Origin of the sequence: Alloalcanivorax balearicus MACL04 (assembly GCF_025532145.1) — a bacterium.
GTDB classification, from domain to species: domain Bacteria; phylum Pseudomonadota; class Gammaproteobacteria; order Pseudomonadales; family Alcanivoracaceae; genus Alloalcanivorax; species Alloalcanivorax balearicus.
The window spans coordinates 74,899-93,206 of sequence record NZ_ARXS01000018.1 but is presented as its reverse complement, the minus strand read 5'-3'; the positions used below and the strand labels follow the sequence as shown (position 1 = coordinate 93,206).

Sequence of the window (18,308 nt, the reverse complement as noted above, 5' to 3'; positions counted from 1 at the left end):
TGGATACCACCAGACTCGGAGTCGCCATCCCTGGCGCGACACCCGGAGTTTCGCCAACCCCCGGCCCGGCCTTCCCTGGCCGGTCGTAAATCGTGCTGCGATATGCCACTGGCATATCGGTCACGATTTACCCACCAAAGTCATCGAGAAGGATATTCTCGGGCTCCACGCCCAGATCTTCCAACATCTTGATGACCGCGGCGTTCATCATCGGCGGACCGCACATGTAGTACTCACAGTCCTCCGGCGCCGGGTGATCCTTCAGGTACTGTTCGTACAGCACGTTGTGGATGAAGCCGGTGAGGCCGGTCCAGTTGTCTTCCGGCTGCGGATCGGACAGCGCCAGGTGCCATTGGAAGTTGTCGTTTTCCTCGGCGAGCTTATCGTACTCATCGTTGTAGAACGTCTCACGCCAGCTGCGCGCACCGTACCAGAAGCTCATCTTGCGTTTGGAGTTCAACCGCTTGAGCTGGTCGAAGATATGGCTGCGCATCGGCGCCATGCCCGCGCCACCGCCGATGAACACCATCTCCGCGTCGGTGTCCTTGGCGAAGAACTCACCGAAGGGTCCGAACACGGTGATCTTGTCACCCGGCTTCAGGCTGAACACATAGGAGCTCATCAGCCCCGGCTGGATGCCGGAGGAGCCCGGAGGCGGCGTGGCGATCCGGATGTTGAACTTGAGAATGCCCTTCTCTTCCGGATAGTTGGCCATGGAGTAGGCGCGGATCACCTCTTCGGTGTTCTTGGTCTTCAGATCGAAGAACTTGAAGTGCTCCCAGTCGCCGCGATACTCCTCACCGATATCGAAATCGGAGAAGTTCACCTCGAACGGCGGCGCTTCCAACTGCACATAGCCACCGGCACGGAAGGCCACTTCCTCGCCTTCCGGCAGCTTCAGGGTCAGTTCCTTGATGAAGGTGGCGACGTTGTCGTTGGCGATGACCTCGCACTCCCACTTCTTCACGCCAAAGAACTCTTCCGGCACCTTGATCTTCATGTCCTGCTTGACGTTCACCTGACAGCTCAGGCGCCAGCCGTCGCGGATCTGGCCCTTGGTGAAGTGGCCTTCCTCGGTGGGCAGGATGTCACCGCCGCCATCGAGAACCTGGCACTTGCACTGGGCGCAGGTGCCGCCGCCACCACAGGCGGAGGACAGGAAAATGCCCTGGTTGGCCAGAGTACCCAACAGCTTGCCGCCGGCGGGCGCATCAATGCCCTTTTCCGCATCACCGTTGATATCGATGTGAACGTCCCCGCTGGCCACCAGCCGGGAACGCGCCACCAGGATCACCGCCACCAGCGCCAATACGATGGCGGTGAACATGGCGACGCCAAGAATGATCTCAAAACTCATAATCTGGCTCTCCCCTTTCCCTTAGAGCTGCACGCCGGAGAACGACATGAAACCCAGGGACATCAGCCCCACGGTGATGAAGGTAATACCCAGCCCCTTCAGACCGTCGGGTACATCGCTGTACTTCAGCTTTTCCCGGATTCCCGCCAGCAGTGTGATCGCCAACGCCCAGCCGGCACCGGCGCCAAGGCCGTACACCAGCGACTCACCGAAGGCGTAGTCCCGCTCCACCATGAACAGGGAGGCCCCCATGATGGCGCAGTTCACCGTGATCAGTGGCAGGAACACGCCCAACGCGTTGTAAAGCGCCGGTACGTATTTATCCAGGGTCATTTCCAGGATCTGCACGATCGCCGCGATCACGCCGATGTAGCTGAGCAGCCCCAGGAACCGCAGATCCAGAGTGGCCAACGCGGGAATGCCGGTCCAGGACAGCGCCCCTTCATTGAGCAGGTAATGCAGAATCAGGTTGTTCACCGGCACGGTGATGGTCAGCACCACGATCACGGCGATGCCCAGACCGATCGCGGTGGAGATCTTCTTGGAGATGGCGATGAAGGTACACATCCCCAGGAAGAAGGCCAGCGCCATGTTCTCGACGAAGACAGCGCGGACGAACAGACTCAGATAATGTTCAAACATGCGGCTTCTCCGTTCAGAACGCGTCGCTGGTGCGGGTGTGCGGCTTCATCTTGAAGACGTCCTCTTCCACCTGCTCCGGCTTCCAGGCGCGGATCGCCCAGATGAACAGGCCGATCAGGAAGAAGGCGCTCGGCGGCAGCAGCATCAGACCGTTGGTGTTGTACCAGCCGCCGTCCACGGTGCGCTCCAGAATCTGGTAGCCGAACAGGCTGCCGGAACCCAGCAGCTCACGGGTGAAACCAAGACCCAACAGGATCACGGAGTAACCCAGGCCATTGCCGACACCGTCGAGGAAGGACGGGATCGGCGGATTCTTCATGGCGAACGCTTCCACCCGGCCCATGACGATACAGTTGGTGATGATCAGCCCCACGAACACCGACAGCTGCTTGGAGATGCTGTAGGCGTAGGCGCGCAGGAACTGATCCACCACGATCACCAGCGAGGCGATGATGGTCATCTGCACGATCATGCGGATGCTGCCCGGAATCTGATTACGGATGCAACTGACGAAAAAGTTGGAGAACGCCGTCACCGCCGTCAGTGCGATACACATGGTCAGCGTGGTGTTCAGGTTACTGGTTACCGCCAGGGCGGAGCAGATACCCAGGATCTGCAGCGCGATGGGGTTATTGTCGAAAATCGGACCAAACAGAATGTCCTTCGTTTTCTCCGCCATTACGCTTCTCCTCCGTTGTCGGCTTCGACGGCGGCGGAACCGGCGCCGTCATTGGCCGCTTTCATGCGATCCAGATACGGACCGAACCCGTCTTCCCCTACCCAGAAACGCACCAGATTGTTGACGCCTTTACTGGTCAGGGTGGCACCGGCGAGGCCGTCCACCTTGTGTTCGGCTCCGGCGGCGCCGGAATCGACAGTGCCTTTGACCACTTGAATGGCCACGTCACCGCTGTCGTCATGCAGTTTCTTGCCCGGCCACAGCCCCTTCCAGGCGGGGTTGTCCACTTCACCGCCCAGGCCCGGGGTTTCACCATGCTGATAGAAGCCCAGGCCGGAGACGGTCTCGGCGTCCGCTTCCAGAGCCAGGAAGCCGTACAGGGTGGACCACAGGCCGTAACCGCGCACCGGCAGAATGATGCGGCTCAGGTTGCCATCATCATCCCGCGCCAGATACACCTCGGACACGTTCTCCTGGCGTTTGATGCTGGCGATGTCCTGATCAGCGCTCAGACGCTCGCTTTCCGCCGGATCCTTGGCCGCCTTCAGCGGATCATAGGACTCCGGCTTGTCCACGTACTCGCCGGTCTCCAGGTCGACGAATTTGCGCTCGATGGTATCGAACGCCTGCTGCACGTCCATGCCCGGCTGATACAGCCCGGCGGCCTGGAGAATGTTCACCTGGCGGTCGAGCACCTGGTTCTTCTGCTGTACCGGCCGCAGTGACACGGCGGCGGTGGACACCACCACCGCGCACACCAGACAGACCAACAGGGCGACCAGCAGCGTTCTGCCGACACTTTCGCTATTTCCAGCCATTACGCTACTCCCCCGGTCCGACGCAGGCGACGACGCACGTTCGCCTGAGTAACGAAATAATCAATCAACGGCGCGCACAGGTTGCCGAACAGGATCGCCAACATGATGCCTTCCGGGAAGGCCGGGTTGACCACCCGGATCAGCACGGTCATCACACCGATGACAATGCCAAAGATCAGTTTGCCGGTATTGGTCATGGCGGCCGATACCGGGTCGGTGGCCATGAACACCAGACCGAAGGCAAGACCGCCCACCGTCAGGTGCCAGTACCAGGGCATGGCGAACATCGGGTTGGTGTCGCTGCCGATCATATTGAACACGGTGCTCATCGCCACCATGCCCAGCAGCACGCCCAGCATGATCCGCCATGAGGCGATCTTGGTGAACAGCAGGAAGAGCGCGCCCAGACCGATGGCAATCAGGGAAGTCTCACCGATGCTGCCCTGGATGCCGCCCAGGAAGGTGTTCATCCAGCTCAGGCTCTGGCCGGCATCGGTGCCGATCAGGGCGTTCTGGGCAAGACCGGCGGAAAAGTCCAGATTGCCGCTGGCCGCCAGCGACAGCGGGGTGGCGCCGGAGAAGTTGTCCACCGCGGTCCAGATGGCGTCACCGGACATTTGCGCCGGATAGGCGAAGTACAGGAACGCCCGGCCCACCAGCGCCGGGTTGAGGAAGTTCTTGCCGGTACCGCCAAACACTTCCTTGCCGATGACCACGCCGAAGGATACACCCAGTACCACCTGCCAGAGCGGAATCGCCGGCGGCAGGATCAGGGTGAACAGGATACCGGTGACGAAGAAGCCTTCGTTCACTTCATGGCCGCGTTTCCAGGCGAACAGGGCTTCCCAGAAGAAACCGGTCAGGTAGACGGCGATCAGGATCGGCACATAGTAGGCTAGGCCATGGACCATGTTGGCCCAGAAGTTCTCCTGGCTGAAGCCGGTGAGCGCCGCCACCAGCTCGGTGCGCCAGCCCGGGATCGGATCGAAACCGAACTCGGTAATTTGCAGGTTGGCCTGAAAACCGGTGTTGTACAGACCGAACAGGATCGCCGGAAAAGTGGCGAACCAGACCGTCATCATGATGCGCTTGAGATCGATACCATCACGTACGTGGGCCGCGGACCGGGTCACCGAGTCCGGGCTGTACAGCATGGTGTCGAACATCTCATAGAAGACGTAGTACTTCTGCAGCTTGCCACCCTCGTGGAAGTGGGGGGCGATTTTGGTATCAAGGTAATTCCGCAGACCCATATCAGCTCTCCACTTCAATGGTGGTCAGGTTGTCGCGGAGGATCGGGCCATACTCGTATTTGCCGGGGCATACGAAGGTACACAGGGCCAGATCCTCTTCCACCAGTTCCAGCGCGCCCAGGGCGGAGGCGCTGTCGGTATCACCCACCGCCAGCGCGCGCAGCAGTTGGGTCGGCAGAATATCCAGCGGCATCACTTCCTCGTAGGCGCCGATCGGCACCATGGCGCGCTCACTGCCGTTGGTGGTGGTGGTGAAGTTGAAACGCTTGCCCGGCATCAGCCTGGAGAGGTAGATGTTCATCACCGAGAAGCGGTTGGCGCCCGGGGAGACGTAGCCCAGCAGGTCGCGCTCATGCCCTTCACGCAGCACGGTCACCTGGTTGCACAGACGGCCCAGGTGCGCCACCGGGCCACGGGCGTGGTGGCCATTGAACACGGAACCGGAAATCACCCGGTTTTCGCCCTCCTTCAGCTCGCCACGGCAGAAATCATCGCTCTGTGCGCCCACACGGGTGCGCAGCAGGCGTGGCGTTTTCACCTGTGGGCCCGCCAGAGCCACCACCCGCTCGCTGCTGATACGGCCTTCGATGAACAGCTTGCCGATGGCGATCACTTCCTGATAGCCCACGGTCCAGACCTGTTTGTTCAGGCTGACCGGATCGAGAAAATGAATATGGGTCCCGGGATTACCGGCCGGGTGCTTGCCGGCGAAGCTTTCTTCACGGATCTGACCCTGGGCGAAGGATGGCAGCTTGGACTTGGCCGCCTTGCACACCCACACCGGCCCTTCGGTGAGACGGGACAACACAGTCAGGCCGTGGCGGAAGCTCTGCTCGTTCTCCTGGATCACCAGGGAGGGATCCTGACACAGCGGATTGGTGTCGATGGCGGTGACGAAAATGGAATTCGGCACGCTTTGCGGTGCCGGCACCTTGCCAAAGGGGCGAGTACGCAACAACGTCCACTCACCGGAGTCCACCAGTTGGCTCACCACGGCTTCGCGATCCAGGGAGGCCAGCTGATCCGGCTGATAAGCGGTGAAGGTCACCTCTTCTTCCTGGTCGGCCACTTCGATGACCACGGACTGCAGGACGCGCTTGTGACCGCGATTGATGGCGACCACCTTGCCCCCGGCCGGCGCGGTGTATTTCACGCCGTCGGTTTTTTTGTCCGTGAAGATCAACTGACCTTTCTTGACTTGGTCCCCTTCGCGGACTTCCATAGTGGGTTTCATGCCCACGTAGTCGCCGCCGAGCACGGCGACAGAACGGACTTGGTGGCCTTCCTCGATCGCCTGGCGCGGCGCGCCGGCGATGGGCAGGTCCAGTCCCTTCTTGATTTTGATCATAGTGTCTCGCCCACGTTGCGTGTTGCTGATGTCGGGCTGCGCCTTCCTCGGAAGCACTGCACAGGCAGCGGATGGGGGAATTCGCGCAATAACCGGTAATAGCGTCAGGATCACCCGTGAATGAGGATTCAAGGGCCCGGCCCGTCGGCCGGCGCGCGACATTATAATGACCACATGAAAAGTATGCCAGAGAGGCAAGCCCCTCCGATGGTCCCGTATCGCTTCCCGATCGCTTCCCCGCCCCCGATTTCCGGCCGCTGACGGCCCGATCCGGGGAGTCGGACGAAAAAAAGCCCGCTTTGGCGGGCTTTTTTTCTCTTACTCCGGCGGATACACCGGGTACTCCACTCCGGAGATCTGCTGCAAAATCCGCAGCACCTGGCAGCTGTAGCCAAACTCGTTGTCATACCACACGTACAGCACGCAGTGGCGGCCGTTGACGATGGTGGCCCCGGCGTCGATGACGGAGGCATGACGGGAGCCGACAAAGTCGGTGGACACCGCGTCCGGGCTGCTGACGAAATCCACCTGGCGCTGCAACGGAGAGTGCAGGCTCACCCAGCGCAGGTATTCGTTCATCTCCTCCAGGCTGGTTTCCTTCTCCAGGGTCAGGTTCAGGATCGCCATGGACACGTTCGGGGTGGGAACGCGGATGGAGTTGCCGGTCAGCTTGCCGTTCAGGGACGGCAGCGCCTTGGCCGCGGCGGTGGCGGCACCGGTTTCGGTCAGCACCATGTTCAGCGGCGCGGCGCGGCCACGACGGGGACCTTTGTGGAAATTATCCAGCAGGTTCTGGTCGTTGGTGTAGGAGTGCACCGTTTCCACGTGGCCGTATTCGATGCCGAATTTGTCCTCGATGGCCTTCAGCGGCGGCACGATGGCGTTGGTGGTGCAGCTGGCGGCGGAGATGATCTTGTCGCTGTCGTCGATCATGTCGTTGTTGACGCCGTGCACGATGTTCTTGAGGTTGCCTTTACCCGGCGCGGTCAACATCACGCGGGCGATGCCCGGACATTGCAGATGCTGGGACAGGCCTTCCTCGTCACGCCACTTACCGGTGTTGTCGATCAACACGGCGTTTTCGATACCGTATTGGGTGTAGTCGACGGACGCCGGATCGTTGGAGTAGATCACCTTGATGTAGTTGCCGTTGGCGATGAGCGCGTTGTCTTCCTCATCCACGGCGATGGTGCCGGCGAACGGGCCGTGCACGGAGTCACGGCGCAGCAGGCTGGCGCGCTTCTGCAGGTCGCCCTTGCCGGACTCACGCACCACGATCGCTTTCAGGCGCAGGCCATCGCCGGAACCGGCTTTCTCGATCAGCAGGCGGGCGAGAATACGGCCGATACGGCCGAAGCCGTACAGCACCACATCGGTGGTACCGGCCAGTTTGGCCTTGTTTTCCACTGCTTCGGAAAGCGCTTCGCGGACGAAGTCTTCCACCGACAGGCCGCGATTGTCGTTTTTGTACTCAACCGCCAGCTTGCCGATGTCCAGACGGCAGGGGCCCAGGTCCAGCTTGACCGCTTCCTGGAGAATGGGGAACGAATCCACCACGGACAGACCGCTGTCGGACAGGCCGTCTTCAATCTGCTTAACAAAACGGTGGGTCTTGAGGATCTGGATAACGGATTTGTTGACCAGGGAACGGCTATAGACCGTGGTGGTCACGTTCTTTTCCCGGTACAGCCGACCGATCATCGGAATCATCGCCTCGGCGATTTCCTCACGGTTTTTCCATCGTCCGAAGTGGTCTTCCAGTTTGTTCACGGATGAGCCCCTCTCAATTGGGTTCCTGGGGGCGCGCATAATAGCGCCAACGCGGGGGTTTATCCACCCGCCACGCCCTCCGCCCCCGGCTTTCTACACCGGCTTGGCGCTGGGCCGCAGCCGCATCAGTCCTTCCTGGGCCACCGATGCCACCAGAGTGCCGTCCTGACGGTAGATGGCGCCGAAAGTCAGCCCCCGGGCACCGGCGGCGCCGGGACTCTGGCAGTCGTAAAGCAGCCATTCGTCCACCTGGAAATCATCGTAAAACCACATGGCATGGTCGATGCTGGCGCACTGGATATCGCTCTGCCAGAAGGTCATGCCGTGGGGCTGCATGGCCGTGCCCATGAAACCGAAATCAGAACAATAGGCGAGCAGCGCCCGTTGGGTCATACGATCGGCGGTGACCCTGTCGCTGACCCGGAACCAGAAGCGTTTGAGCGGCTCCCGGCTTTCCGGCGCGAACAGGTCCTTGGGGGTCACCGGCCGAAACTCCACCGGCCGTTCACGCAGGAAAGCGCCACGGAACTGCTCCGGAATCTGCTCCACCACCCGCATGCGGGCGCTTTCATCGCTTTCCAGGCTGTCCGGCTCCGGCACGTCCGGAATGGTATTCTGGTGCCGGCCGCCCTCTTCCTCCACCTGGAACGAAGCGGACAGGCTGAAGATCGGCCGGCCGTGCTGGATCGCGTTGACCCGACGGGTGGTGAAGCTCTTGCCGTCACGGATCCGGTCCACGTCATAGATCACCGGCACGCGGATATCCCCGGGCCTCAGGAAATAGGCATGCAGGGAGTGGGCCGGGCGGTCCTCCGACACTGTCATGGACGCCGCCAGCAACGCCTGGCCGGCCACCAGGCCACCGAAAATACTGCGCTGGCCATTGGCCTCGGTCTGGCCGCGGAACAGGTTGTCCTCCAACCGTTCCAGGGTAAACCGGTTCATTAGTTCCGCGACGGACTCTCTCATAGCTCTCCCCAGCTGTGGTGCGCGCATAGGCGCGCAATGGTACCGCAATGGTGAAAAGCTGGCACGCTGATCGATCTCCCACCGAATGGGCTACGAAGCCACTGTGGGAGCTTGCCCGCAAGCGAATTCGGCTTCCGGCTAAAAGATTCGCTTGCAGGCAAGCTCCCACAGTGGCTTCGTCCGATCCCTCGCCCCTGCTACAATGCGCCCGCGCTGGAGACCTTTGATGACCCTGTTACCCGATTCTTCCCTGTTTTCCACCGGACGTGAACACTACCGCGACTGGCGCGACCCCGGCGCCGGCGGCTTGGCGGCGGTACTGGCGGAGCTTGCCCGCCGCGAAGAGGGCCTGCTACTGGTAGCGGCGCCGTCCAGCAACCGTGCCCAGCAGTTGGCCGACTCGCTGGCCTTCTATTTGGCGGGCGACGGGCTATCGGATAGAAAAGAAGTGCCGGTGCGGTTGTTTCCGGACTGGGAAACCCTGCCCTACGATCTGTTCAGTCCCCACCAGGACATTGTCAGCGACCGTATCCAGGCGCTGCACTGGCTCGGCCAGGCTCGCAGCGGCGTTCTGGTGGTGCCGGTGAATACGTTGATGCAGCGGTTGGCGCCGCCGATCCATATCAATGGCAATCATTTCCAGCTCAAGGTCAACGACACTTTTGATATGGAAGCCACCCGTCAGCAACTGGTGGCCTGTGGCTACCGGCAGCGCGACAACGTCTATGAACACGGCGAGTTCGCCGTGCGTGGCGCCATCATGGACATCTTCCCCATGGGCGCGACGCAACCGTTCCGGGTGGAACTGTTCGACCAGGACATTGAATCCCTGCGTCTGTTCGACCCGGAGACCCAGCGCTCCACCGGCCAGGTCCAGGAAATCAATCTGCTGCCAGCGGCGGAGTACCCGCTCAGCCAGGACGGCATCCGCCATTTCCGCGGTGCCTTCCGGGAAACCTTCGACGTGGAGCCAAGAAAAGTCCCGCTCTATGAAGAAGTGTCCGAAGGCATCGCCAGCCCGGGGCTGGAGTACTACCTGCCGCTGTTCTTCGAGCAACTGGCCACTTTGTTCGACTATCTGCCGGCCAACGCCCGGGTGGTGGAACTGGCCGAATGCGAAGAGGCCGCCAACCACTTCTGGGACGAAGTCAATCAGCGCTATGAATCCCGCCGCCACGACATCCGCCGGCCGGTGCTGCCGCCGCACAGCCTGTTCCTGCGCCCGGACGAGTTGGCCGGCGCCTGGAAAACCCTGCCCCGGGCCCGGGTGCGCGACTCCGAACAGGCGCTGACGTTCAACCTGGCGCCCTCACCCCGGCTTGCCGCCGACCCGCGCAGCGGCAATGTACTGGCGCCCTTGCATACCTTCTCCGATGCTCACCCGGACACCCGCATCCTGGTGGTCGCGGAAACCGCCGGGCGCCGCGAGGCGCTGCTCGAACTGATGCAAAAGGTCTCGATCCAGCCGGCTTTGAAAGAAGGCTGGCGGGACTTCCTCGACGCCCCCGAGCACTGGAATCTGACCCGGGGCGAGTTGGACGCCGGCTTTTACGCGCCGGACCACGAACTGCTGGTGGTCAGCGAAAGCGAGCTGTACGGCGAGCGGATCATGCAGCGGCGGCGGCGGCGCACCAGCGAGGACAGTGGCCAGGATCTGGCGGTCCGCTCCCTGGGCGAGCTCACCATCGGCGCTCCAGTGGTACACCTGGACCACGGCGTCGGCCGTTATCAGGGCCTGGTACACATGACCGTGGATCACCAGCCCCATGAATTCCTGCTGCTGGAATACGCCGGCGGCGACAAGCTCTACGTGCCGGTCTCCTCGCTGCACCTGATCAGCCGCTACGGCGGCGGCGAACATCCGCCATTGAATCGTCTGGGCAGCGAGCAATGGAGCAAGGCGCGGCAAAAAGCGGCGGAAAAAATCAACGATGTGGCGGCGGAGCTGCTCAACACCTATGCCCGCCGCGAAGCCCGCGAAGGCCGGGCTTTCCCGCTGGAGCAAGAGGATTACCAGCGCTTCGCCAGCGGTTTCCCGTTCGAGGAGACCCCGGACCAGGAAAACGCCATCAACGCGGTGATCGCCGACATGCAACGGCAAAAACCCATGGACCGCCTGGTCTGTGGCGACGTCGGCTTCGGCAAAACCGAGGTGGCCATGCGCGCCGCTTTCGTGGCGGTCCAGAACGGCACCCAGGTGGCGGTGCTGGTCCCCACCACCCTGCTCGCCCAGCAGCATTACGATTCTTTCGTCGACCGTTTCGCCGACTGGCCGGTGCAGATCGAAGTGCTGTCCCGCTTCCGCAGCGCCAAGGACAAAAGCCAGGTGCTGGCACGGCTCGCCGAGGGCAAGGTGGATATCGTCGTCGGCACCCACCAGTTGCTGCAAGAGAATGTCAGCTTCAAGGACCTGGGTCTGATCATCGTTGACGAGGAACACCGCTTCGGCGTGCGCCACAAAGAGCGGCTCAAGGAAATGCGCGCCGAGTGCGACATCCTCACCCTCACCGCCACACCGATTCCGCGCACCCTGAACATGGCGCTCAGCGGCATGCGCGACATTTCCATCATCGCCACGCCGCCGCAGCGGCGCCTGTCGGTGAAAACCTTCGTGCGGCAGCGGGACGACACCTCCCTCAAGGAAGCCATTCTGCGGGAGCTGCTGCGTGGCGGCCAGGTCTACTACCTGCACAACGATATCGACACCATGAGCCGCGCCGCCGAGCAGATCCAATCGCTGGTGCCAGACGCGCGGGTCGGTATCGCCCACGGCCAGATGCGCGAACGGGAACTGGAAGCGGTGATGGGCGACTTTTACCATCGCCGTTTCAACGTGCTGGTGTGCACCACCATCATTGAAACCGGCATCGACGTACCCAGCGCCAACACCATCATCATCGAGCGCGCCGACAAGCTCGGCCTGGCTCAGTTGCACCAATTGCGGGGACGGGTCGGCCGCAGCCACCACCAGGCCTACGCCTACCTGGTCACCCCTTCCCCCAAGGCCATGACCAAGGACGCGCTGAAACGGCTGGAAGCCATCGAACAAGCCACCGACCTGGGCGCTGGCTTCGTGCTCGCCAGCCAGGACCTGGAAATCCGTGGTGCCGGCGAACTGCTCGGTGAAGAGCAGCACGGCAACATGGAAACCATCGGTTTCACGCTCTATATGGAAATGCTGGAGCAGGCGGTGGAAGCACTCAAACGCGGTGAGCAACCGGACACCGCCAAACCGCTGTCCGGCGGCCCGGAAGTCAACCTGCGGGTTCCGGCCCTGATTCCGGAAGACTACCTGCCGGACGTGTTCACCCGCCTGACCCTGTACAAGCGCATCGCCGGCTGCAAAACCGGCGACCAGTTACGGGAATTGCAGGTGGAGATGATCGACCGTTTCGGCCTGCTGCCGGAACCGGTGAAGACTCTGTTCAAGGTCACCGCTCTGCGGCAACAGGCGGAAGCGCTGGCCATCACCCGGGTGGACGCCAACGCCGCCGGCGGCAAACTGGAGTTCGCCGAGCGCACCCCGGTGGACCCGCTCACCGTGGTCAAACTGATGCAAAACGCCCCCAACCGCTACCGCCTGGAAGGCGCCCACACCCTGCGCTTCCAACTGCCGTCGGAAACCGCCGATGAACGCGTTCAATTAGTCGAGCAGCTGTTGGAACATCTGGCGGGGAACGGGAAAGCACCATGAGAAAGCAAGGAATAGGGAACAGTGAATAGTGAATAGTGAAAAAAACGGCGTTGCGGATTTGCAGAGAGGCTTTGCAAATTCGCAACGCCGACCTCCACCCTCTTACTTTCTTTAAAAACGATGAGGCCGCACCCAACTCCTGAGCGCGGCCTCGTTGTCTTCCGATCACTCCGCTCTATTTCGCGTCACTGTTCACTATTAACTGTTCACTGCCTTCTACCTTATTAGATAGGACACGCCAAAACCGGACTCATAATCCGTGCTGTCGCTAGTGATGCCGAAATCGCTGTAGAGATCCAGCTGCAGTTTGTCGGTCACCATCCAGGTGACGCCGCCGCCGGCCAGATGGTCTTCATCGTCGAGGTCGCCGAAGGATACCTTGTATTCCAGATAAAGTGCCCAGTCTTCATCAAGTGTGGTCTGCCAGCTGGGAGAAAAGGTATAAACGTCATCCTCATCGGTGCGGGTGACGTCCAGGTAGGCAGCCACCGATTGGCGATCGTTCAGCTCCCAACCGCCGGTGACGCCGAGATAAACACTGCGGGCTTCCTTGCCGTCGCTGCCGTAGTTACGAAACGCCGCTTTTCCGGTATTGAATTCAACACTGGTCATGACACCGAAGGACGCGCGTTCGTTGCGGGTCGGTATGTTCATCTTCAGGGCAATGCCCGCGTTGCCCGGACCGTCCACGTCGCCCGCGCCGGAAGTGGTCATGCGCCGATAGGGGTCGCCAAAAAACTGCACTTCCAGTTGATCGGTCAAGCCCAGACGCAGACGTGAGTCATACTGGTAAAGGGTGCTGGTGGTGCCGTCTTCCTTGTTGCGCGTCACGTCCGGCAACCCCTGCTCCCAAATCATGCTGCCCGGTGCGAGCACTTCCGGGTTGAAGCCGGCGCCGGGCCGGTCGAAGGCGGGCGCCGCGTAGGCGCTCCCCGCCACGCCCGTCAACAGCAGTGCGGCAGTGGTTTTCTTCATGTTTTTCTCCAAAGTTCCTTGTTATGGCAAACCCGCTCCATCAGCGACTGGAACACGGACTACCGTGCCTGAACCGCATCGCCTGTCGATCCTCGGGAACATTTACCCAGAATTGATTGTGACAATCAAAAGACAGAAACGAATCGTCACTAATTTAACGTTTCGGCCAACGCGTTGGCCGACGCCCAGGCCCACTGGAAGTTGAAACCACCGAGCTGGCCGGTGACGTCGAGTACTTCGCCGATGAAGTACAGGCCGGGAACGGTTTTGACTTCGAAGGTTTTGGAGGAGACGGCGCCGGTGTCGACACCGCCTAGGGTGACTTCGGCGGTGCGGTAGCCTTCGGTGCCGGAGGGTTTGAAACGCCAGCCTTTAAGCACCGCGGCAATGCTGGCCAGGCGTTCGTTGGCGTGGTGCTGCAGGGGCCCTCGCCAATCGAACCGCGCCACCAGAGCCGCCGCCAGACGCTGGGAAAAAAACGAGCGTAACCAGCGCTCCACGGTGCCGTTGGGATGTTGCTTGCGCTCTTCCAGCAGAGCCGCGTACGGGTCCGCCAGCATCGGCAACCAGTCCACGGTAACGTCGGCGCCCGCTTGCCAGAACGCGGACACCTGCAGCATGGCCGGCCCGGACAAGCCCCGGTGCGTGATCAACATGGGCTCGGAGAAAGACCGGCCCCCGGCTTCCGCGCGAACCTCGGCGCTGACACCGCTGAGTTCCGCCAGCCACGCCTTGTCCGCGGGTTGCAGAGTGAATGGCACCAGCGCGGCGCGGGTCGGTAACACGTTCAGACCGAACTGTTCCGCCACTTTATAGCCGAACGGGCTCGCCCCCATGGTGGGAATGGAGAGCCCGCCACTGGCGATGACCAGTTTGCCGGCTCGCACCACGCCATCGTTGGTGCGCAGCGTGAAGCCTCCTTCCGTTCGTCCTGATCCCGGTTTGCCCACCGGCTGATCGTTGATGTGCGTTACCGTCGTGTTCAACCGGACCCTGGCGCCAGCCCATTCGCACTCGGTGAGCAGCATCTCGACAATCGCTTTGCTGGAGTCGGCACAGAACAGCTGCCCCGGCGCCTTTTCCACATGCTTGATGCCATGCCGCTCCACCAGCTCGACGAAATGCCAGGGGGTATAGCGGCTCAACGCGGATTTGCAGAAGTGCGGATTGGCGGAAACGAAATGGGCCGGCGTGGTGTTGAGATTGGTGAAATTGCAGCGCCCGCCGCCGGACATGAGAATCTTCTTGCCGGGCTTGTTGGCGTGATCCAGCACCAGCACCGAGGCGCCCCGATAGCCGGCGGTGGCGGCGCACATCAGCCCGGCGGCACCGGCACCGATGATCACCACGTCGTACTGTTCCGCCATGCCGTTACGTCCTCATTCGCTGAAGCCGCGCAGCATAACGGGATGCCGGCAGGGGTGCCAGATGCGGGTTCTGGACGGAGGTAACGACAAGGCGCCTGTAGCAGCTTGCCCTGCAAGCGAATTTTATCGGTGCAGCCCATTCGCTTGCGGGCAAGCTCCCACAGCGGCTTCGTGGCGCAATCCGTGGGAGCCAGCCTGCTGGCGAAATACCCAACCCCGCTAACCCCTCCCCGCCATATAACCAATCGATCCAAGCACCCTCTCCAAACCCGCGCTATGGTTTAAGCAAAGGGGCCGTGATCCGGCCCCGGAACCGCCCACAGCGGGCTTACCGGCCCCCGGGACGACAAGGAGAGCGTTGCCATGTTCGCTAACCTCGAACGGACCAACGTTGCCGAGCTGCACCTGCATCGTGATCCGCACTCCGGGCTGCGTGCCCTTATCGCCATTCACTCCACCCAACTGGGTCCCGCCGTCGGCGGCTGCCGCTGCCTGCGCTACGACGACGAGGACGCCGCTCTGCAAGACGTCACCCGCCTGGCCCGGGGCATGAGCTACAAAGCGGCCCTCGCCGGACTGCCCCTGGGTGGCGGCAAGGCGGTGATTCTGGAACCGCCGGACGGCTATGACCGGGGTGCCCTGTACCGGGCCTTCGGCCGCGCCGTGGACAGCCTCAATGGCCGCTACACCACCGCCGTGGACGCCGGCACCCGCCTCGAGGATCTGGACCAAGTGGCCCGTACCACCCGTCATGTCTGGGGCTACAGCGGCGACGGCCTGGACCCTTCACCGCTCACCGCCCTGGGCGTGTTCGCCGCCCTCGACGCCAGCGTGCGCCAGCGGCTGGGCCGGGACAGCCTGCGCGGCCTGCACTTCGCCGTGCAGGGCGTGGGGCACGTGGGCAGCCGCCTGGCGCTGCTGCTGACCCGGGCCGGCGCCCGTCTCACCCTGGCCGACGCCGATGCCAAACGGGCCGGCGAACTGGCCGCCCGGCTGGGGGCCAGGATCGTGCCCCCCGACGCCATCTACGACGTGCCCTGCGACGGCTTCGTGCCCTGTGCCCTGGGCGCCGTGCTCAACCGCGGCACCATCGCCCGGCTGCACGCGCCGCTGGTGGCGGGCAGCGCCAATAATCAATTGGCCGGGGAAGAGGACGGTGAACGGCTGCGCCGGCGGGACATCCTCTATGCCCCGGATTATGTCACCAACGCCGGCGGTCTGATCGCCCTGGCTCTGGGGCACTCCGGTGCTGGCCGGACCCGCATCCGCCAGCAGGTGCTTGCCATTGGCACCACCCTGACGCAGATCTTTCGCGAGGCGGAACAGGCCGGCTGGTCCACCAGTGCCACCGCCGACGATCTGGCGGAACAACGGCTCAATGGCCACCGCAACGTGGCCTGAGGAGGTGCTATGAGAACCGACCATGACGACCGCCGGGTGGCGGGCTACAAGACCATGGCGTTGATCCGTCACTTCGATAAAAAAGCGGTGAACCTGCAACGCACCGGGCGGCTGGGCACCTACGCCTCCTGCCTGGGCGCCGAGGCGATCGGCACCGCCGCCGGACTGGCGCTGACCCGGGATGATTACTTCGTGCCCTACTACCGCGACCACGCCACGCTTTATCTGCGCGGCGTGCCGCTGCATCAGATCCTGCAGTACTGGGGCGGCGACGAACGCGGCAACGCCTTTCCCGCCGACAGCGCCGCCCGCCGCGACCTGCCCTACTGTGTGCCCATCGCCACCCAACTGACCCAGGCCGCCGGCATCGCCAGCGCCGCCAAGCTGCGCCACGAACACGCCGCGGTGCTCGCCACCTGCGGCGACGGCGCCACCTCACGGGGTGATTTTTACGAAGCGCTCAACGTGGCCGGCGTCTGGCAACTGCCGCTGGTGGTGCTGATCAACAACAACCAGTGGGCCATCTCCGTGCCCCGGGGATTGCAGACCGCCTGCGCCAGTCTGGCCGACAAAGCGATGGCCGCCGGCATTCCCGGTGTGCAGGTGGACGGCAACGACCTGGATGCCCTGATCGAAGTACTGGACCACGCCCTGGAGCGGGCCCGTGCCGGCAAGGGCGCCACCCTGATCGAAGCGATCAGCTACCGGCTCAGCGATCACACCACCGCCGACGATGCCAGCCGCTACCGCAAGGCCAGCGATCTGCACCGGGCCTGGCAGAACGAGCCGGTGCGGCGCCTGCGCGACACCCTGGCCGAGGCCGGCCTGTGGGATGCGCAGCGGGAAACCGACTGGCAGCAACAGTGCGAGCGCACCGTGGAAGAGGCCATCGATACCTATCTGAATCTGCCCCCGGCCCCGGCCACCGACATGCTCGATTATCTTTACGCGGAATTGCCCGCCGCCCTGCGCGACCAGCGCAGCGCTCTGGCGGCGGTGGATCAGGAGGTGCGTCATGGCTGAACTGCAAACCCACAGCGCCCACGCCGTACCGATGAACCTGCTGGAAGCGGTCAACCGCGCCCTGGCCCGAGCCATGGCCGAGGACGACAGCGTGGTGCTGCTCGGCGAGGACATCGGCACCAACGGCGGCGTGTTCCGCGCCACCGAGGGACTCAAGCAACAATTCGGCTTCCGCCGGGTGATGGACACGCCGCTGGCGGAGAACCTGATCGCCGGTCTGGCCGTGGGCATGGCCAGCCAGGGGCTCAAACCGGTGGCGGAGATCCAGTTCATGGGCTTCATCTACGCCGCCCTGGAACAGATCCTCAGCCACGCCGCCCGCTTGCGTAACCGCACCCGTGGCCGGCTCAGTTGCCCGCTGGTGATACGCGCCCCCTACGGTGGCGGCATTCACGCGCCGGAGCACCACAGCGAAAGCACCGAGGCGTTATTTGCTCATATCCCCGGCCTGCGTGTGGTGATGCCGTCCTCCCCGGCCCGCGCCCACGGCCTGCTGTTGGCCGCCATCCAGTGTCCGGACCCGGTGATCTTCCTGGAACCGAAGCGGCTGTACCGGCTGAAACGGCTGCCGGTGGTAGCGGACGGCGATCCCCTGCCGCTGGATACCTGTTTCACCCTGCGCACTGGCGACGATCTCACCCTGATCAGCTGGGGCGCGGCCATCCACGAAACCCTGGGTGCCGCCGATCAACTGGCGGCGGAAGGCATCAACGCCGAAGTGATCGACGTGGCCTGTCTCAACCCATTGGACCGGGATACCCTGGTGGCATCGGTGAGCCGCACCGGCCGTGCCGTGATCGTTCATGAAGCCCCCGGGCATGGCGGCATGGGTGCTGAAATCGCCGCCACCCTCGCCAACCAGGCGCTGCTGCACCTGCGCGCTCCGGTGGAGCGGGTCACCGGCTATGATTGCCCGATGCCCTATTTCCAGTTAGAGCCGCATTATCTGCCGGATGAGGAACGGATCGTGGCGGCGGCGAAACGGACGCTGGCGTATTGATGAGGTGCTTGC

General features: G+C 62.8%; 14 protein-coding genes. 4 read left to right on the top strand and 10 right to left on the bottom strand.

What is annotated here, in order from left to right:
• Positions 1-127: 127 nt before the first annotated feature.
• From nqrF to MA04_RS15080, 8 genes are all read right to left on the bottom strand, one after another.
• Positions 128-1,357, bottom strand: coding sequence for an NADH:ubiquinone reductase (Na(+)-transporting) subunit F (nqrF, locus tag MA04_RS15115; protein WP_163121091.1), 1,230 nt, complete (start codon positions 1,355-1,357; stop codon positions 128-130).
• A gap of 21 nt (positions 1,358-1,378) precedes the next feature.
• A complete protein-coding gene (gene nqrE, locus MA04_RS15110) occupies positions 1,379-1,999 on the bottom strand; it encodes an NADH:ubiquinone reductase (Na(+)-transporting) subunit E (RefSeq protein ID WP_022994462.1) in 621 nt (206 codons plus the stop codon).
• A 13-nt stretch (positions 2,000-2,012) separates the two neighbouring features.
• On the bottom strand, positions 2,013-2,678 hold the full coding sequence (locus MA04_RS15105) for an NADH:ubiquinone reductase (Na(+)-transporting) subunit D (RefSeq protein WP_014994190.1): 666 nt from the start codon (positions 2,676-2,678) through the stop codon (positions 2,013-2,015).
• Positions 2,678-3,496, bottom strand: coding sequence for a Na(+)-translocating NADH-quinone reductase subunit C (locus MA04_RS15100; RefSeq protein WP_262461319.1), 819 nt, complete (start codon positions 3,494-3,496; stop codon positions 2,678-2,680). The genes MA04_RS15105 and MA04_RS15100 overlap by 1 nt, the downstream gene beginning before the upstream one ends.
• Positions 3,496-4,749 (bottom strand): NADH:ubiquinone reductase (Na(+)-transporting) subunit B, encoded by a 1,254-nt coding sequence (locus MA04_RS15095; RefSeq protein WP_163121095.1) that lies wholly within the window; start codon positions 4,747-4,749, stop codon positions 3,496-3,498. The genes MA04_RS15100 and MA04_RS15095 overlap by 1 nt, the downstream gene beginning before the upstream one ends.
• A gap of 1 nt (position 4,750) precedes the next feature.
• A complete protein-coding gene (locus MA04_RS15090; protein WP_163121097.1) occupies positions 4,751-6,097 on the bottom strand; it encodes a Na(+)-translocating NADH-quinone reductase subunit A in 1,347 nt (448 codons plus the stop codon).
• Between the two features lie 318 nt (positions 6,098-6,415).
• Positions 6,416-7,867: a glyceraldehyde-3-phosphate dehydrogenase gene (locus tag MA04_RS15085; RefSeq protein ID WP_163121099.1), complete on the bottom strand. Its 1,452-nt coding sequence runs from the start codon at positions 7,865-7,867 to the stop codon at positions 6,416-6,418.
• 93 nt (positions 7,868-7,960) lie between these two features.
• Positions 7,961-8,836: an acyl-CoA thioesterase gene (locus tag MA04_RS15080; protein ID WP_163121101.1), complete on the bottom strand. Its 876-nt coding sequence runs from the start codon at positions 8,834-8,836 to the stop codon at positions 7,961-7,963.
• A gap of 226 nt (positions 8,837-9,062) precedes the next feature.
• Between MA04_RS15080 and mfd the strand changes: the two genes are divergently transcribed.
• Positions 9,063-12,530 carry a transcription-repair coupling factor gene (gene mfd, locus MA04_RS15075; protein WP_262461315.1) on the top strand — a complete coding sequence of 1,156 codons (3,468 nt, stop codon included), beginning with the start codon at positions 9,063-9,065 and terminating at the stop codon, positions 12,528-12,530.
• A gap of 216 nt (positions 12,531-12,746) precedes the next feature.
• Here mfd and MA04_RS15070 read toward each other — a convergent pair whose 3' ends face one another.
• Positions 12,747-13,505: a transporter gene (locus tag MA04_RS15070; protein WP_262461314.1), complete on the bottom strand. Its 759-nt coding sequence runs from the start codon at positions 13,503-13,505 to the stop codon at positions 12,747-12,749.
• A gap of 149 nt (positions 13,506-13,654) precedes the next feature.
• Positions 13,655-14,872: a BaiN/RdsA family NAD(P)/FAD-dependent oxidoreductase gene (locus MA04_RS15065; RefSeq protein WP_262461313.1), complete on the bottom strand. Its 1,218-nt coding sequence runs from the start codon at positions 14,870-14,872 to the stop codon at positions 13,655-13,657.
• 363 nt (positions 14,873-15,235) lie between these two features.
• Between MA04_RS15065 and MA04_RS15060 the strand changes: the two genes are divergently transcribed.
• The 3 genes from MA04_RS15060 to MA04_RS15050 are packed head-to-tail and all read left to right on the top strand — an operon-like array spanning position 15,236 to position 18,296.
• The gene (locus tag MA04_RS15060; RefSeq protein ID WP_262461311.1) at positions 15,236-16,273 is read left to right on the top strand and encodes a Leu/Phe/Val dehydrogenase; all 1,038 of its coding nucleotides are present in this window, start codon (positions 15,236-15,238) and stop codon (positions 16,271-16,273) included.
• 9 nt (positions 16,274-16,282) lie between these two features.
• Entirely contained in the window at positions 16,283-17,296 is a 1,014-nt protein-coding gene (gene pdhA, locus MA04_RS15055; protein ID WP_262461310.1) for a pyruvate dehydrogenase (acetyl-transferring) E1 component subunit alpha, read from the top strand.
• Entirely contained in the window at positions 17,289-18,296 is a 1,008-nt protein-coding gene (locus tag MA04_RS15050) for an alpha-ketoacid dehydrogenase subunit beta (protein ID WP_262461308.1), read from the top strand. The genes pdhA and MA04_RS15050 overlap by 8 nt, the downstream gene beginning before the upstream one ends.
• The last annotated feature ends 12 nt before the right edge of the window (positions 18,297-18,308 follow it).

Bases quoted from the DNA above. Each gene is read 5' to 3' on its own strand.
- nqrE (WP_022994462.1), bottom strand. From the start codon at position 1,999: ATGTTTGAACATTATCTGAGTCTGTTCGTCCGCGCTGTCTTCGTCGAG.
- MA04_RS15090 (WP_163121097.1), bottom strand. From the start codon at position 6,097: ATGATCAAAATCAAGAAGGGACTGGACCTGCCCATCGCCGGCGCGCCG.
- MA04_RS15065 (WP_262461313.1), bottom strand. From the start codon at position 14,872: ATGGCGGAACAGTACGACGTGGTGATCATCGGTGCCGGTGCCGCCGGG.
- MA04_RS15050 (WP_262461308.1), top strand. From the start codon at position 17,289: ATGGCTGAACTGCAAACCCACAGCGCCCACGCCGTACCGATGAACCTG.
- MA04_RS15095 (WP_163121095.1), bottom strand. From the start codon at position 4,749: ATGGGTCTGCGGAATTACCTTGATACCAAAATCGCCCCCCACTTCCAC.
- pdhA (WP_262461310.1), top strand. From the start codon at position 16,283: ATGAGAACCGACCATGACGACCGCCGGGTGGCGGGCTACAAGACCATG.
- MA04_RS15080 (WP_163121101.1), bottom strand. From the start codon at position 8,836: ATGAGAGAGTCCGTCGCGGAACTAATGAACCGGTTTACCCTGGAACGG.
- MA04_RS15060 (WP_262461311.1), top strand. From the start codon at position 15,236: ATGTTCGCTAACCTCGAACGGACCAACGTTGCCGAGCTGCACCTGCAT.
- MA04_RS15100 (WP_262461319.1), bottom strand. From the start codon at position 3,496: ATGGCTGGAAATAGCGAAAGTGTCGGCAGAACGCTGCTGGTCGCCCTG.
- nqrF (WP_163121091.1), bottom strand. From the start codon at position 1,357: ATGAGTTTTGAGATCATTCTTGGCGTCGCCATGTTCACCGCCATCGTA.
- mfd (WP_262461315.1), top strand. From the start codon at position 9,063: ATGACCCTGTTACCCGATTCTTCCCTGTTTTCCACCGGACGTGAACAC.
- MA04_RS15105 (WP_014994190.1), bottom strand. From the start codon at position 2,678: ATGGCGGAGAAAACGAAGGACATTCTGTTTGGTCCGATTTTCGACAAT.
- MA04_RS15070 (WP_262461314.1), bottom strand. From the start codon at position 13,505: ATGAAGAAAACCACTGCCGCACTGCTGTTGACGGGCGTGGCGGGGAGC.